Raw genomic sequence first — 16,019 nt, forward strand, 5'->3', positions numbered from 1 at the left:
CCAGACGGACCCCTCCGTTCCGGTGAGACCCCTACGGGTCGGGGGAGTCGCGGCCCCTGCGTGTCATACCGCAGGCGTACACGGACTTGGCTCCGAGGTCTGACGCTTCCTCATGGCCGATTTGGTGAGATGGACACCACGGACATCACCACTCCTCACCGATTCGGGTGAGAATGGCGGCTCTGGTGGACCAGCGTGGGGACAGCCGCCGCCGACGACGGAGGTAAGGCACACATGGCACCGTACGAAACCGACGACGCAGTGGACGGCGCGCGAGAGGAAACCCCGCACGCCGGACGCCGCAAGGCCGCCCGCTACGCGGTCCCGGTCGCGGTGGTGGGGGTGGCGGCGGCCACGATCGGGCTGGTCCCGGCGCTCGCCGCCTCCGGGGACCCCGACCTGCCCAGGATCAGCGCACAGCAGCTCATCGAGAAGATCGCCAAGTCGGACGTGCAGCAGCTGTCCGGCACCGTGCGGATCAGCACCGACCTCGGACTGCCCGACCTCGGCGGCCTGGGGGGCAACCTGGCATCGGGGGCGGCCAGGGGCTCCGGCGACGGCTCCTCCGCCGACCCGCGGTCCCAGCTCACCTCGCTGGTCTCCGGCGCGCACACCCTGCGCGTCGCGACCGACGGCCCCGAGAAGCAGAAGCTGTCGCTGCTGGAGAGCGGCTCCGAGTACAGCCTCATCCACCACGGCAAGGACGTGTGGGGCTACGACAGCAAGAGCAACGAGGTCTACCACAGCACCTCGGCCGACGCCGGCAAGGACCACAGGGCCGAGCCCCCGGCCACGCCCAAGGACTTCGCCGACGAGGCGCTGAAGTCGGTGGACGACACCACGTCCGTCACCGTCGACGGCACCGAGCAGGTCGCCGGCCGCGACGCCTACAAGCTGCTCATCAAGCCCAGGCAGTCCGGCACCACGGTCGGCGCGATCAGCATCGCCGTCGACGCGAAGACGGGCATGCCGCTGAAGTTCACGCTGACCCCGAAGAGCGGCGGCGCGGCGGTCCTCAACGTGGGCTTCACCCAGGTCTCCTTCGCGCGGCCGGCCGCCTCCGCCTTCACCTTCACCCCGCCCAAGGGCGCGAAGGTGACGGAGGAGAAGCAGCAGGGCCCCGCGGCGCGCCGGCACGCGCCGAAGCCGGACGGGTTCGGCAAGGGCCTCAACGGCGCCGACGTCCTCAGCAAGGGCTGGACGTCCGTCGCGGTCTTCGACACCGGCGCCAAGGGCGGCCTGCCGTCCGGATCCAAGGGCGGTGACCTGGGTGGCTTCCTCGGCTCGCTCGGTGAGAAGGTCTCCGGCAAGTTCGGCAAGGGCACGGTCTTCTCCACCCGCCTGGTCAACGTCCTGATCACGGACGACGGCAAGGCCTACGCCGGCGCGGTGACCAAGGACGCCCTGGTGAAGGCGGCGGACACGGGAAAGTAGCCCCGCTCGGGCACGACCAGCCGTGACCGTGCGTTGATCCTTCGGGGCCTTCAGGGGGCAGGACGAGTCGAGGGGGAGCCGATGGACGAACCGTCCGCCGCGGGGCGGGAGGCGGGGGACACCGGGGACGCGGAGCGGTGTGCCCCGGGTCAGGCGGAGACGAGCGTCATCGTCACCCGCGGCCTCACCAAGCGCTACCGCGGCGGACAGCTCGCCGTCGACGGCCTCGACCTGACCGTTCCGGCGGGCAGCGTCTTCGGCTTCCTCGGTCCGAACGGCTCGGGCAAGACCACCACCATCCGCATGCTGATGGGTCTGATCGAGCCGACGGCGGGCACGGCCGGCGTGCTGGGCCGCCCGATGCCCCGGGCGGCCCGTGCCGTTCTCCCGCAGGTCGGCGCGCTCATCGAGGGCCCGGCCCTGTACGGCTTCCTCTCCGGCCGGGACAACCTGCTGCGCTACGACGCCGCGGACCCGACCGCCGACCCCCGGACCCGGCGCGTCCGGGTCGCGGCCGCCCTCGACCGGGTGGGCCTCACGGCTGCCGCCGGCAAGAAGGCCAAGGCGTACTCGCTCGGTATGAAGCAACGGCTCGGCCTGGCCGCGGCGCTGCTCCAGCCGCGCCGGTTGCTCGTCCTGGACGAGCCGACCAACGGCCTCGACCCGCAGGGCATGCGGGAGATCCGCACCCTGATCCGGGAGCTGGCCGCCGACGGCACGACCGTCTTCCTCTCCTCCCACCTCCTCGACGAGATCGAGCAGGTCTGCACCCACGCGGCCGTCATGGCGCGCGGCCGCCTCGTCACCCAGGGGGCGGTGGCCGACCTGGCCGCCGGGGCGCGCGGCCGGCTGGTGGTGACCACCCCGGATCCGGCCGAGGCGGCCCGGGTGCTGAAGGAGCAGGGCGTCGGGGACGTCATCGCCGACGGCGACCGGATCAGCGGCGAACCGCCCGCACGGGACCTCGCCGAGGTGAACGCCGCCCTGGTCGCGGCGGGGGTGCGCGTGCGCGGTTTCACGCTCGTACGGGCCTCGCTGGAGGACGCGTTCGTGGCACTGACGGGGGAGGGTTTCGATGTCGCGGGCTGAGACGATCCCGGCGACCGCGCTGCGGCGGCCGAGCCCGCTGTGGACGTTGGGGCTGCTGCGCAGCGAACTGGTCACGACCATACGGCGCTGGCGCACGCTCGCTCTGCTCGGCGTGCTGGCCGCGGTGCCGGTCCTGGTCGGGATCGCGGTCAAGATCCAGACGCGAGGCGGGGCGGCGGACCACAGCGGCCAGGGCCCCGCGTTCATCACTCAGATCACCAACAACGGCCTGTTCCTGGTGTTCACGGCGCTGGCGGCGACGCTGCCGTTCTTCCTGCCGATGGCCGTCGGGGTCGTCGCGGGCGACGCGATAGCCGGCGAGGCGGGGGCGGGCACCCTGCGCTATCTGCTGGTCGCCCCGGCCGGCCGCACCCGGCTGCTGCTCACCAAGTACACGACCGTGATGGCCTTCTGTGTGCTGGCCACGCTGGTCGTCGCCGTCTCCGCCCTGATCGTCGGTGTGCTGCTCTTCCCGCTCGGCGATCTCACGACGATCTCGGGCACTCGGATCAGCTTCGCCGAGGGCCTCGGCCGGGCCCTGCTGATCGCTCTCGTGGTCGCCGCCTCACTGGTCGGCGTGGCGGCGCTCGGCCTGTTCGTGTCGACGCTCACGGGCAGCGGCATCGCGGCGATGGCGACCACCGTCGGCCTGCTCATCACGGTCCAGATCCTCGACCAGATACCCCAGCTGCACGCGCTGCAGCCGTACTTCTTCCCGCACTACTGGCTGTCCTTCGCCGACCTGATGCGCGACCCCGTCTACTGGGACGATCTGGTGAAGAACCTCGGCCTGCAGGCGCTGTACGCGGCGGTGTTCGGGTCGGCGGCCTGGGCGCGGTTCACGACGAAGGACATCAGCGCGTAGGGCCTAGCCGGCGGCCCTCTCGTGGGGGAAGCGGGCGAGGGGCGCTTCCTGGGCGAAGAAGCTCTTCGCGCGTGCCAGCGCCTCGGTGTCCTTCAGTACGTCGCCGGGTGCGCTGCCGTTGCCGAGCAGGACTCCGCCGAAGCGCATCCCCATGTAGGCGGCGGAGTTGTTGAGTGTGCCGACGTAGGGGTCGGCGACGGACGGCTCGTCGTCGGCGAGCGCCGCGATGCCCCAGAGGGTGCGGCCGGCCAGGGTCGCCCTGAAGTCGAGGCCCGGGGTGCGCAGCCAGCCGGACCAGTGGTCCAGGTAGCGCTTGGTGAAGCCGGACACCGAGTACCAGTACAGCGGCGAGGCGATCACGATGTCGGTGGCCGCGAGCGTGGCGTCCAGCAGCAGGCCGGTGGAGCTGTCCGCGGGCGGCCGGGCGTGGTCGCTGTCGTGCCGCAGGTCCGTGAAGTCGGGCAGCGGGTGCTCGGCGAGGCGTATCCAGCGCTGTTCGACATCACCGGGCAGCTGTTCGGCGGCCCGGCGAGCGAGCAGCTCGGTGTTGCCCTCGGCACGGGAACTGCCCAGGAGGAAGAGGAAGCGGCGTGTCGTCATGACTACCCCCGGCTGATCGGCGTACGACAATAAACTGCATGTGCATTATATGCACATGCAGCTATCTAGAGCCAGGGTCAGAGCCAGGGCCAGAGTCAGAGCCAGAGCCAGGGCCCGCCGCCGAGGGCGGACCCTGGTCCGTCCTCAGTGCTTCTGCCGCACCGAGACGCGCAGGCCGGAACCGTTCTCCCGCTGGATGAACACGGCTCCGTTCTTCAGCGTGGCGACGGGCGCCATCGTGCCCTTGGGCAGGGCTGTCCGTGAGCCGGTGCGCACGTTCAGCGCGGCGGCGGGCTTGGTGGAGATCTCCCTGGATGCGTCGATGTCGTCGTAGACGTCGTTCACGGCGTAGGCGGTGCCGTCGTCGGCGAGGGCGGTGATCTCAAGGGTGCGCTGCGCGCTGTCACCGGCCAGACACAGCCCCTTGCCCTTCTTCACGTCGAAGACGACCGAATTGGAGGCGATGTACGCGCCGTTCGGCGAGGTGACGGTCGGGCCGGGATTGGCGTCGTCGCTCTCTGCGCATTTCGTGCTCGCCAGCAGCCGGCCGCTCTCCATGTCGTGCGCGGACCACACGGAACCGCCGTTGTCGGCCGCCTGCCGCCAGTAGGCGACGAACATGCCGTTACGGACACCGAAGACGGTGCCGGAGCCGGCACCGTCAACGCCCTTGGGGGCGATGTCCTCGCCGGTCCATCCGCCGGGCACGGTCAGGCCGCCCGACGGTCCGCTCACGACGGGACCCTTCGTGGTGACGCCCACCACCGTGTCACCCACGCAGTTCTGCGGGCAGTGGGGAAGCACCTTGCTCAAGTCGCCGTCGTACCGTTTGACCGCACCGGTCACCGCGTCGACGGCCACGCTCTTCTGGACGGAGGACTGCCACGTGATCAGCAGCCCCGTCCCGCTGTCCCGGACCTGGACGAAGTCCGATCGCGGTCTGTCGTCGGGGACGGAGACCTGGTGCAGCGGCTTCACCGAACTGCCGGAGGCATCCGCGGGGTAGATGCCCACCTGCGTGACCTCCTGACTCTCGGTGAGAGCGTCACCGGGCTTCTGCCCGACCGCCCAGGCGGCGAAGTAAGCGCGACCGCCCTGCCGGACCGCCGTCAGCCGGGGCGTGGGCATGGCCCATTGAGCGTTCGAGTCGTCCACCGGCGGCGTCCGGAAGGGCGCACTCGTCCACCGCACCTTGCCCGTGGCACCGTCCCGCGCCTGGACCGCGTAGCCACTACCGGAGCGGATGATGTAGGCGACCGACTCGCCGTCCGTCGCCACTGGGTCGGCTTCGGCGAGAGTGTCCTTCGGAACCCAGTCGATCTGCTGGTCCCAGCCCTTGCCGCCGTCGTAGGCGGAGGGCACGGAGAGCTTCACCGGCGCGGCGCCCCCGCCCCCTCCGGACCCCTGCTGCCCGGTACCGCTGCCCGAACCGCCGTTCCCGGAGCCGCAACCGGCGAGCAACGCCCCGGCCAGGGCGGTCGCCGCGACGGTCATCCGCTTGCTGTGCATGTGGTGTTCCCTCCGAGGTGTCATGTCATTCCGTGGTGCTGTGCCCTGCGCCGCCGTCCGATGGCTGCTGGTCCCCGCCGACCAGCAGGGCCATGACACCGACCAGCGTGGCGCCGCTGACGATCTCACGGCGGGCGATCATCGAGGGAACCCGGGAGAGCGGGATCCATTCCAGGCGGTCGGACTCATTGCGTTCGGTGGGGGCCCCGATCCGGCGCGCGTCGTCCGTAAGGAACACGAAGTGACGGGCGTCGGTGATGCCGGCCGCGGGCTCCGCGTACACCAGCTCCCGCAGTGATCCCGGACGCCACCCCGTCTCCTCCTCCAGCTCCCGGGCGGCCGCCTGCACGGGCTCCTCGCCGTCCTCGACCAGGCCCATGGGCAGCTCCCACGCCCAGGTGTCCGTGACGAAGCGATGGCGCCACATCATCAGGACGCGCTGCCGGTCGTCGACGGCGGCCGGCACCGCGACATCGCGCAGCCGCACCACGTGGTAGTCGACCCGCGCGCCATCGGGCTGCTCGACGTCCAGGGAGCACAGGCGCACCCAGGGGGTGTCATGGATCGTGCGTTCACCGTGGACCGTCCACTGCATCGCGCGCTTCCTCTTCCTCGTCGTGTGGGGCGATCACCCATGCGGCCTGACGGCGCGGGGGCCGTCAGGCCGGGTGAGCGGTCATCGCGAAGGACCCTGCGGTTTGGGCGGCTGTTGCGGCTGCGGCCGGGCGGCGTTGGCGGGCCCTTGCCCCGGGCCCCCGACACCCTTGGTCCCCTGCGGCGTGACGCCGGTGGTGCTCCGGCCGCGTGAGGTGAGCGCTGCGGCCTTGGCGAGGGGGGACTGGGGGGCGGTGGACTGGGTGGTTTGCGTTGCCTGCGTTGTTTCTATGGTTTGGGATGTCTGGATCGTCTGGGTAGTCGTCTGGACGACCGTTCCCTCGGGTCCTTGCACCGTGGCGCGTGCCTGCTCCGGTGCTCCGGGCCCTGTGGCAGGGGCGGGAGCGGTGGTGGAGGCCTGGACGAGGGAGTCGGCCGCGTGTTCCCAGGAGTACGACTTGAGGATCTCGCGCAGCTGGGCTGCGTCCTCGGTGCGTTGGGGGAGTTGCTCCTTGAGCTGCCGGATGGCTTTCGCCCATGCCCTGATGCGGTGGGCCGGGTTGGCGGGCTCGGGGACTACGCAGGGAGCGCCCAGCTGTGAAGGCACCCGGTTCGCGTCCTGCAGGAAGCGTGCGGCGCCGCTGTCCTCGTTGACCAGTACGGGGACGCCGTGGCCCAGTGCCTCCGTGGCGACCAGGCCGAAACCCTCGTGCTTGGAGGGCATGATGAGGGCGTCGGCCTGCCGGATGTCGTTCTTGAGCGCATCACGGTGCGTGGAGAACGGCAGCACGGTCACGTGCTCGCCGCCATGTTCCCTGAGTTCTTCCTGGAGCCTCGCAAGGTCTTCTTTTGGAGCACCGCGAATCGTGAGATGAGCGGCTAACCCGCGGGCGTTCAGCAGTTTCACGGCTTGGGCTGCGTCCTCAAATCCTTTGAGAGTGTCGCCTGCTCGTCCCAGGCCCAGGAGTTGAAGGGGGCCCTCCTGCCGCTGAGCGTGCTGGACGAGGGGTTCGATCACGGTGCCCGGGACGAGTTCGTGCGCACTCGGCACCTGTTGGTTCGTGGCGGCCAGCCGCTTGGCTTCGTCTGTCAGCAGGGGTCCCACTCCCACAACCACGTCGACGCGGGCCATCACCACACGCTCGATGCCCGAGTCCCGAGCCGCCTTCTCCGTCGCTTTCCCGGCATCGCCAACGTACTTGAAGAAGGGCAGCCGTTCAGGGCTGGTGTGCAGGAAGTGAGCGACCCGTGCGTTGGGGTACCAGCTGTCGCGGATGGCTACGGCAGCCGGGCCCGAAAAGCGTGAGTGACCGATGATGAGGTCGAACGGCTGCTGGTTCGGGTCTGGCAGCCCGAATACTGTCGGGCGCTTCGTGGCGCACTGCTGTTCCAGCCAATGGCGTCCCTCGACTTGTCCCTTCGGCGGTTCCACGGTGTGGAGCTTCACCCCCTCGTGGCCGTCGTTCACCGGCGTGACAGTCAGAAGAGTGACGTCGTGGCCGCGGGCTGCGAGGGCCATGCTGATCTGTTCGTTGAAGACGGGCACACCGCCCAGCCCCATGCCGCTCAGATCGCACAGCACGAGGATCCTCTGACGCCGTTCGTCTGACATGGGCCGCGCCCTCACAGTCCGATGTGAGCGCCGAGCTCACGCCGGAAGCGCTTGTCGATGAAGTAGCACAGGTCATAGACGCTGTAATGGATTCGGCCGGTGTGCAGCCCCGGGCGGAGGCGGGCGGCCAGCTCGTCGAGCAGCTCGGCGAAGACGACCGCGCGGGTTGCTGAAAGGACCACCTCTTGCGCGCCCAAGTGACGCTCAGGCGGGTACCGGTACTCGGTGGGTGTCCAGGGCGCGGGCCCGCTGGCGAAGGACTGGGCCCAGTCTTCGGCCCGAATCTCCATGCTCTTGGGCTGTCGCTGCCCGCTGTCCGTGGACGAACCCCATACCAGGTCATGCGCAGGGTCGATTCCGTCGACGTGCTCGCGCCAGATGGGTGCAGGACGGCCTTGGAGGAGGGCGAGGACGTCGGACGCGGCGATCGAAGCCTCCAACATCACAGAGAAGTCCCCACTCGCCTTCAGCTCCTCTGGAGTTGGGACGGCCTCGGCCGCCCGCCATGCCGCCGCTCGCAGGTCTTCCAGGCGCATCGGCAGGTCGGGCACGTCGCTGACGGTGTGGGAAGCGGGGATGACCCAAGGCTCGGTCCCTGGCGCCCAGGGGGGGGAGGCGGATGTGCCCAGGGGAGCGCGAAGTGCGTTGGCTGCTTCATGGGCGAGTGTGCTCAACCGTGCGGCCTCGGGGCCGATGGTCACCGGGGGCCGACCGGGGGCCAGCCGGTAGGCGAGTTCACGCAACGCGGAGACGGTCCGCAAGTGCCGACCAGGAGTGGTCATGACGCAGGCGCCAGGCTGCAATTGTTCATCCACCAGATACCCGGGGTCGGCGTTCAGACGGGTCGTCCAGTCCTCGTGGGCTTCCTGGAAGCCGAGGGGCCGGTCCTCACCGCCTGGCGCACGGCGCGTGATGAGGTGCCGTGCGGGGTCGGACGGTTCACCGACCCTCGGCTCCTCCGTCTCCCCTGCAAGCAGGCAGTCCTCCAGCGCCTGCCAGGCAGCGCACCTCTCGGGCGGCCACCCGAACTCTGAATCCTGTTCCGTCCAGCGCCAATCCGGGGTCTCCTGCGACCACAGCATCCGAGCCGCCGCCGAGTACAGCTGCTCGTAGGCGAAGGCCAAACCTGTCTGATCGTGCGTCATGTTCCTCTCCCAGGCCGGTTCCGGCTGCTTTGTGATCTTGATCATCCGTGTCTCATGCTCGCCGTCGACGCCGTGCGAGTCCACCGCACTCAGCACGTCGACATGGCGGGGGAGTTCGGCGAGCCGTCGGCGGCACGGCGCTGATGCACTCCGCCCGCGCGGAGGTAGGGCGCCGGGACTGTGAAGGGCGAACCAGGCGGGGGCCGGGGCCGAAAGCACGACGGGGATTCGGGCCGTACGAATCGTCCGGCATCCACGTCCGTGAGTCGCCGGTCGGCGGCATGAGTGAAGGCGAACGGCCCGGGGCCGGGTTCGGGGAACCCGGGGCCGCACGACGCGGGCCGGGAGCCCGTACCGACCCCGTTCCGCCGCTGCCGGTCACCAGCGGGACCAGGCCGGCGGCCGGGCCAGGTCCGGGAACCGCTCGGCAGGCCCGGGGACTTGACCGCTGGGGCCGTACCGTCGATCCCTGGCGCACCAACCGCGGCGTGTGCGGTTCCGCAGCGGACTCCGCCGTCACAGCGTTCGCTCGCGGCGCCCCGGGCGTCCACCTCACGCCCGCGTCCCAGCGATCACGGGCGCGGTGCCCGCGCGGGCCTGTGCTCGGAGCGCGGGGGAGACGACTGGTCTTCTGCGGAGTCTCCGGGCAGCCATGCGTCATCTCCCTCGCGTCCCTGCTGCACGTCACCGGCCGACGCGGGGCCGCCGGGACCAAGCAGCGATTGTCCGGTGTCAGCCGTCGTACGCCTCCACCACCGGAACCGCCTTCGCCCGGTGGCTTCCCTCCTTGCAGCCCGCGAACGGGCCCGTGGGGGAGCGCAGCTCGGAGAGTACGGGGCCCAGATGGTCCCGGTGCCACAGGGCGGGGCCGGAGACGCCCGCCGCCGGGTCGGTGTACTCCTGCCAGGCGAGCCACAGGGCGTGCAGCCGGGCGACGGCCTCCAGGTGCTCCCACCAGCGGGAGCACCAGGGCTGCTGAGAGGTGACCTCGCGGCCGTACACGGGCAGCAGGAGGTCGGCCACCCACAGGGCCAGGTTGCGCATTTCCTCGGCGTACTCCGCGCCGTCCAGGTAGAGGATGAACGGCGGTGCCGCCGGCTGTTCCTGTGCTGTGGTCATCGGAATGCTTTCTCTGCGGCGCGGGCGGTGATGGCCTTCACCTCGGCCTGGGCGGCGGCCTGGATACGGTCGGCACCGGGCTCGGCGTACCAGGGGCGCAGCCGGATCAGCGCCGGCTTGATGCCGGTGGCCAGGAGGAGAGCGGTGCCCTTGGGCAGGGCACGGATACGGTCGGCGGGCAGGATGCGCTCCAGGCGGTACGAGGTGGACCGGGAGCGGCCGTCCTTGCTCTTGGAGTAGCTGACCGTGGACACGTCGTGCTCGCCCACCAGGCGGGAGACCTTCTCGACGAAGTCGGCGTCGTCGAGGCCCGCGCCCAGCAGCTTGATGGTGGCCGCACCCCACAGCGCGTCCATTCCGGCCTCGCCCCAGACGCGCACGCCCTGCCGGTAGCTCTGCAGCAACGTCACGATGTTGATGCCGCGCGAGCCGAGGTGGGAGTAGAGGTCGGGCAGGTCGGAGATGCGGCAGACGTTGGCGGCCTCGTCCAGGACCGCCGTCATCGGCGGGTCGAGACGGCCGCCCAGGCGCTCGGCGGCGACCACGCCGGCGCGCAGGACCGAGTCCGCGGCCGCCGCGATGACGCCCGCGGCCGACCCGCCGCCGTCCTTGGAAAGGAGGTACAGGGTGTCCTTGGACAGGACGTGCTGTTCCGGCCGGAACTGCGGCATCCGCGGATCAGGCGTCACCCAGGCGGCGATGGCCGGGTCCAGGAGGCAGGCCACGCACTGGCGGGCCGTCTCGTAGATGCCGTCCCGGGTCTCGACGGCGCCCTGGACGGTGCCCTGCAACTGGTCGGCGAGGGCGGGCATGGCCGCGTCGCGCAGCAGGTCGATCGGGGTGCGGTCGGCCGGGTCGGCGAGCCAGGCGAGTACCTCGCCGACCCCTCGTTCACCACGGTTGGCGGCGTGGAAGAGGGCGGTGAGGGTGTTCTGTGCGGCCGAGATCCAGAAGTCCCGCTTGGAGGCGTCGTCGTTGACCGCGCCCACGAAGTGGCCGGCGAGGCGCCGCGCGCCCTCGATGGTGGTGGCGTCGGCGAGCATGTCCCACCACATCGCGCGCGGGGTGTGCGCGATGCCCTGCGGGTCGAACACCCAGACCTGGCCGACGCGTTCGCGTTCGGCTCGGGTGACGCTGTAGACATCCGCCTTGTTGGAGGTGAGCAGCACACTGCCCTGGGCGCGCAGGACGCGGGGTACGGCGATGCCGGTGGACTTGCCCGCGCGCGGTGCCATCAGGTCCAGTTCCACGTCCTCATAGCTGGAGCGCAGCTCGGGGCCGTTGGGCTCCAGATTGCCCAGCAGGTTTCCCGACTCGTCGGGGAGCACCTTGGCCGCCTTGGACAGGGACGGCCGCAGGTCACGGGCGCGTGCCGCAGCCCCCTTGGGCAGCAGGCCGGCCAGTTCCTTGCGGCCGGCAAGGCCGCTGGGGCGGGACGTGCGGCGCCGAAGGAGCACGATCAGCAGCACGACGAGGGCGACGAAGAGGCCGAAGACCGTGGCGATGCCGGCCGTCACCGCTCCGCTCGACGTGCTTGGCCATAACCCCTGTGGGCCGTGCTCGACCAGGGTCTGCAGCGTCTTCAGCGAGAACGGCGGCGGGTTCCAGCCCGCGCCGGACACGGCGGCGCCCAGCGTGCCGCCCAGCCAGGCGCCCGCGAAGGCACCGCCGACGAGGGCGGCGCCGCCCGGAATGATCCAGGGCAGAAGGTCGTCCCCGGAGGAGTTGCCCTTGCGTGTGGGGCGCGGCGCACTCATCTCGAGGCCTCCGTCCGCTTCGACAGGTTCAGTCCGTTCCCGGTCCAGCGGGTGTTGGTGTTGTGCAGGTTGCGTTCCGTGTCGGTGATGGACACCTTGATCGGGATACCGGGACGGCCACCGACCTTGATCAGGAAACGGCCTCGGCCGGGCGGTTCCTCGTGGCCTCCGGTGCTGGCCCAGCCGGGCGGTGACGACCAGGACGAGACCAGCTCGATCTCCCGCTCCGACATCCCTACGATCTCGCCCAGTTCGCGCATCTCGGTGCGTGGCAGTCCCGCGCACACGACCATGCCGGCCCGCTCCACGAAACCGCGTGCCTTCGCCCGGTCGGCCTCGCTGCCCAGTGCCTCGGCGTCCTTGAGGGTATGGGTGATCTTGGCGTCGCCTAGACCGAGGGAGCGGTTGAGGCGGGTGAGGGCGTCGATGCGCTCGACGATGCCGGAGGCTGCGCGCAGTGGTCGCCACAGTTCGTCCAGAACGGTGAAGAACCAGCGCTGCGGGGCGAGTCCGGCGTCCGCGAGCGCGTGCGCGGCGGCCACCGTCCCGAGCCCGTCGGACCAGGCGGCGAGCATCGCCGCCGCGGTCAGCTGGGTGTCGGCCTCGCCGATCCGGGAGATGTCCACGCACACGGCGGGCGAGGCCGGGTCGATCCTGGTGGACGTCTCGGAGGCGAACGTGTCGCCCAGCGGGCCGTCGAGAACACCGAGCAGCGAGCGGTGCAGTGGGTCGACGGCTTCCTGGTAGCGGGTGACGTTTCCGCGGTCCAGGGTGACCGCGCGCACCCGGTCGGGGCCCTCGTCCAGCACCCGCAGCAGGTCGGGCAGAAGGGGGGCGCGGCCGGGTCTGGCTCGTTCGGCCAGGTAGTGCAGGCAGGCTGAAAGCACCGACTGCTCGTGGTCGTCCATCGGCCGGCCACGCACGATCGTGATCAGGGCGGCGACCATGTTGAGGACACGACCGTGTGCCTCGGCGGCCAGGACCTTCCCCGCCTCGCCGCCGATCTTCGCTGCGGCCTGGCCCATCGCGCCGGGGTCGAGCACGTTGATGCCGCCCACACCGCGCCCGATGGAGATCACCTGGCCGCCGAGGGCCCGCACGGTGTCGGCGTAGTCGGGCTTCAGGTCACCCAGCACCAGCGGGGTGACGCCGGTCGCCGCGAGCCCGATCAGGATCCGGTTGACCAGCGTCGACTTGCCCAGACCCGGCATGCCGAGCATGAACAGCGACGGGTTGGAGATGTACCGGGCCCGGGTGAACCAGGAGATGGGGTCGCCGCACACGGTCGCACCGGTGTGCAGGTGCTGGCCGAGGGGCACGCCTGTCATCGGGGCACCCGAACCCGCGGCGAACGGCCACAGACCGCACGCCTGCACGGTCGTCGCGCGCCACATCGTGGGCGGGTCGAGATGGCCGACCTGGCCGCCACCCGGCCCGTACCAGCCTCGCGGTGGGGCCACGGAAGGGCGCTGCGGACGCCGTTCTTTGCCGCTCACAGAGCCTCCCTGATCTGGTATGGGACGAGGGTGTGCTGCCAGGGCAGGATGCCGACCGGCAGGGTGCAGGTGAACGCGGACGCCTGCATGCGGTCGGCCGGGCGCATCAGGATGCGGGAAGACGCCTGGAGGTTGCGTACGGTGATCGCCGCGTCATGGAGTTCGTCCTCGTTGTCGACGGTGACCGTCACCATCAGGGAGAACTCGACCAGTCCGGCCCCGGAGGCCTCCTCGGCCGCGGTTTGCTCGGCCGCCCGGATCTCGGAGCTGGCGCGGGCCTGGACCAGGCCACCGCGCGACGACGCCATGAAGTGCGCGGCCCGGCGGTCGGCCTCCACGATGCGGGCGGAGGTCGCTGGATCGATCGGCCGGTAGACCAGCGAGACCCGCTTGCGGCGGGTGCCGGGCGCCGGCTCCAGCAGACCGCGCAGCACGTTGGAGCGGACGGTGCCGCGTGGGGCGAGCGTCAACATCCAGGTGCGGGAGACACCCGAGTCGTGCTTGTACGCGGAGACGGTCTCGACGGCGGCTGCGGGGCCGGAGTCCTCCCACTCCACACCGGTGGTCGTCTGCTCGGCGCGGACGCTCAGGACGTCAGGTGCGACGGCGGGGTCGTAGGCCACCCGCACCACCTCGGCGATGCGTTCGGCGGAGAGCGGGTACGCGGCACCGCCGCCCGCGGCGATCAGCCCCGACAGCAGCCCGGGAAGCCGCATGGACAGGTCGGTGATGACGTCGTCGGCGTCCCGCTTGGGGCCGCCGGCCGGGCCGTAGGTGAGGGCGATGTACGTGTGCATCTCCGAGGAGGCGGTCGGGTAGCGCTCGACGACCTCCTCCATCACGGCGCGGGCGGCCGCGGGTGCGTCGGGGGAGATACGGGGCAGAACCTCCGCGGCGAGCCGCGTACCGGTGTCGGGGGCCGTCTCCACGACGACCTGGGCGCCGCGCAGACCTGGCTCGTGGGAGAGCCGCGACAGCCAGTCACCCCAGGACGCCACCCAGATGTCCACCTGCTGGGGGTCGACGAGTGAGCCGCCGTCGGGCTCGCAGGCCAGGACCAGGGTGTACAGGTTGCGGCCCGGGTGGTGGATCACGCCGAAGGGGCGGTCGTAGGCGTCCCGGCCCTCGTGCATCTTGGTACGGGCGAGCAGGCCCGGGGGCTGGAACCGGCCGCCGGGGCGCCGGGAGAGGGGCCCGGAGATGTAGGTGGTGGAACCGTTCGCCTTGCGCTTCATCCAGCCGATGCGCAGGGTGAGGAGCTGGTAGATGTTGCGGCCGTCCGCCGTGCGCAGCGCCAGTGGGGCGAGGGCGAAGGCCGTGGGGATGAGCACCACGATCGCCGCCGCGAGGGAGACCAGCGAAGCCAGCAGCGCCACGACGAGACCGCCGAAGGCGACCACGGTTCCGAGTAGCCCGAGTGGGCCGAAACCGGGGCGGCGCGGGCGTCGCCAGTTCCCGTAGGTGGGACGCGTCAGGGCGTCGAAGGACATGGGTTCCCTTCTTCTGGTCTTCCGGCTTCAGCGGTGGGGGGAGTCCGGCTTCAGCGCTGGGAGGAAGGCGGTCGGGCCCCGGTTCGTGGGACCTGGCCGCCGAGGAGTGGCCGGCGGGGTGCTACTGGTTGTGGCCCTTCATCCCGTCGTTGTCGTCCAGGGAGTTGACCACCTCGGACGCCGCGGCGACCGTGGTCTGTGCGACCACGGCGGCGGCCTGCACGGCCACGGTGGCGCCCCCGGTCGCGGCACCGGCAGCCGCTCCGCCCGCGGCACCCGCGGAGCCGCCGGCCCCCGCGCCGCCGCCCGCGGTCGGGGCAGGAGCCGGGGCAGCGCCCCCTTCGGACGGCGAGCCCTTCGGGCCGGGGCTGCCCGCGCCTCCGCCCATGCCGCCGGAGGCGATGCTGACGGCCCCGCTGGCCAGGTTGTTGACGGCGTTGAGCGTGACCGTGCCGCCGGACGTGCTGCCGAGCGCGGCTGTGGCGGGGACGATCAGCTTCAGCAGGGCGGGAAGGGCGAAGACCGAGAGGATGAGCATGCCCATGCCGGCGATGGTCTGGTTGAGGTGCCCCGGGTTGTTCTTCTGCTCATCCGCACTGTGAGTCAGGGCCGTCGCCGAATAGATGATCAATGCGGCGGCAGGTTTGTAGAGCACCCAGGCCGAGAGCCAGCCGATGTGCTTCTTCCACCAGCCCTCGCCCCACCCGGTCATGGACGAGACGGCAGCTAGCGGCAGCGTGCCCACCAGCATGATCAGCACACCGATGCGGATGTACATGAGGCATATCTGCACGAAGGACGACAGCATGACCAGCAGGCCGAAGATCAGAATCAGGCCGGGCGCACTTAGGTTCGCCACGCCCAGTATCCTGTCCGCCCGTTCACCGAGGTCGGATTTCGCGTAGATGTCCCGGGCGTATGCGTCGGAGGCGTCGGTGAGTGCGCGTACCACGGGCACCGCGAGCCCGCCGACCAAAAGGACCTTCCACATTCCCGTGAAGGCTTGCTTCATGGGCTGCCCCTTGCGGTCGAGGGCCATCTTGATCGCGGCGATGAGTAGGCTCGCCACGGCTACATACCCGACCAGCCAGCTGGTCACGTCGTGAATGTTCGTGGAGCTGTTGCTGGGATCCCCGACGGTGATGTCCATCCAGACGCCGTTGAGGGCCTGCAGCGTCTCCGAGGTAGCCGTACCGATCGCGTCGGCGAAAGCCTTCACCGCGCCGCCCGCGACTGCCTGGCCGCCCGCTTCGATGGGTTTCGTGATGACGTCGCCGATGCATCCGGTTATGCTGTGGCACCCTGCCAT

13 protein-coding genes are annotated in these 16,019 nt (G+C 70.7%); 3 read left to right on the top strand and 10 right to left on the bottom strand.

Translation table 11 applies throughout. The features are described 5' to 3' along the window. The first annotated feature begins 234 nt into the window (after window positions 1-234). The 3 genes from IE244_RS33140 to IE244_RS33150 all read left to right on the top strand — a co-directional run bounded on the left by IE244_RS33140 (window position 235) and on the right by IE244_RS33150 (window position 3,388). Window positions 235-1,434, top strand: a complete 1,200-nt coding sequence (locus IE244_RS33140; RefSeq protein WP_191877261.1) for a LolA family protein — start codon at window positions 235-237, stop codon at window positions 1,432-1,434. Between the two features lie 81 nt (window positions 1,435-1,515). Next, window positions 1,516-2,523 (top strand): ABC transporter ATP-binding protein, encoded by a 1,008-nt coding sequence (locus tag IE244_RS33145; protein ID WP_191877262.1) that lies wholly within the window; start codon window positions 1,516-1,518, stop codon window positions 2,521-2,523. Then, window positions 2,510-3,388 (top strand): ABC transporter permease, encoded by an 879-nt coding sequence (locus IE244_RS33150; RefSeq protein WP_191877263.1) that lies wholly within the window; start codon window positions 2,510-2,512, stop codon window positions 3,386-3,388. Before IE244_RS33145 ends, IE244_RS33150 begins: the two co-directional genes overlap by 14 nt. A gap of 3 nt (window positions 3,389-3,391) precedes the next feature. Here IE244_RS33150 and IE244_RS33155 read toward each other — a convergent pair whose 3' ends face one another. From IE244_RS33155 to IE244_RS33200, 10 genes are all read right to left on the bottom strand, one after another. Next, a complete protein-coding gene (locus IE244_RS33155) occupies window positions 3,392-3,988 on the bottom strand; it encodes a flavodoxin family protein (RefSeq protein WP_191877264.1) in 597 nt (198 codons plus the stop codon). 144 nt (window positions 3,989-4,132) lie between these two features. Continuing rightward, window positions 4,133-5,497, bottom strand: a complete 1,365-nt coding sequence (locus tag IE244_RS33160) for a hypothetical protein (protein WP_191877265.1) — start codon at window positions 5,495-5,497, stop codon at window positions 4,133-4,135. A gap of 25 nt (window positions 5,498-5,522) precedes the next feature. Continuing rightward, window positions 5,523-6,092 (bottom strand): NUDIX hydrolase, encoded by a 570-nt coding sequence (locus IE244_RS33165; RefSeq protein WP_191877266.1) that lies wholly within the window; start codon window positions 6,090-6,092, stop codon window positions 5,523-5,525. Window positions 6,093-6,173: 81 nt separating this feature from the next. Beyond that, window positions 6,174-7,703, bottom strand: coding sequence for a glycosyltransferase family 4 protein (locus IE244_RS33170; protein WP_191877267.1), 1,530 nt, complete (start codon window positions 7,701-7,703; stop codon window positions 6,174-6,176). Between the two features lie 11 nt (window positions 7,704-7,714). Next, window positions 7,715-8,893 carry a hypothetical protein gene (locus tag IE244_RS33175; protein WP_191877268.1) on the bottom strand — a complete coding sequence of 393 codons (1,179 nt, stop codon included), beginning with the start codon at window positions 8,891-8,893 and terminating at the stop codon, window positions 7,715-7,717. 687 nt (window positions 8,894-9,580) lie between these two features. Further along, complete coding sequence (locus tag IE244_RS33180) at window positions 9,581-9,967, bottom strand: DUF4913 domain-containing protein (RefSeq protein ID WP_191877269.1); 387 nt, start codon at window positions 9,965-9,967, stop codon at window positions 9,581-9,583. Continuing rightward, window positions 9,964-11,724 (bottom strand): type IV secretory system conjugative DNA transfer family protein, encoded by a 1,761-nt coding sequence (locus IE244_RS33185; RefSeq protein WP_191877270.1) that lies wholly within the window; start codon window positions 11,722-11,724, stop codon window positions 9,964-9,966. The genes IE244_RS33180 and IE244_RS33185 overlap by 4 nt, the downstream gene beginning before the upstream one ends. Further along, the gene (locus IE244_RS33190) at window positions 11,721-13,220 is read right to left on the bottom strand and encodes a putative type IV secretion/conjugal transfer ATPase (RefSeq protein ID WP_229854512.1); all 1,500 of its coding nucleotides are present in this window, start codon (window positions 13,218-13,220) and stop codon (window positions 11,721-11,723) included. The genes IE244_RS33185 and IE244_RS33190 overlap by 4 nt, the downstream gene beginning before the upstream one ends. Next, complete coding sequence (locus IE244_RS33195) at window positions 13,217-14,710, bottom strand: SCO6880 family protein (RefSeq protein ID WP_191877271.1); 1,494 nt, start codon at window positions 14,708-14,710, stop codon at window positions 13,217-13,219. Before IE244_RS33195 ends, IE244_RS33190 begins: the two co-directional genes overlap by 4 nt. A gap of 121 nt (window positions 14,711-14,831) precedes the next feature. Further along, window positions 14,832-16,019 carry a hypothetical protein gene (locus tag IE244_RS33200; protein ID WP_191877272.1) on the bottom strand — a complete coding sequence of 396 codons (1,188 nt, stop codon included), beginning with the start codon at window positions 16,017-16,019 and terminating at the stop codon, window positions 14,832-14,834.

Origin of the sequence: Streptomyces filipinensis, from assembly GCF_014649495.1 — a bacterium.
Taxonomy (GTDB): Bacteria; Actinomycetota; Actinomycetes; order Streptomycetales; family Streptomycetaceae; genus Streptomyces; species Streptomyces filipinensis.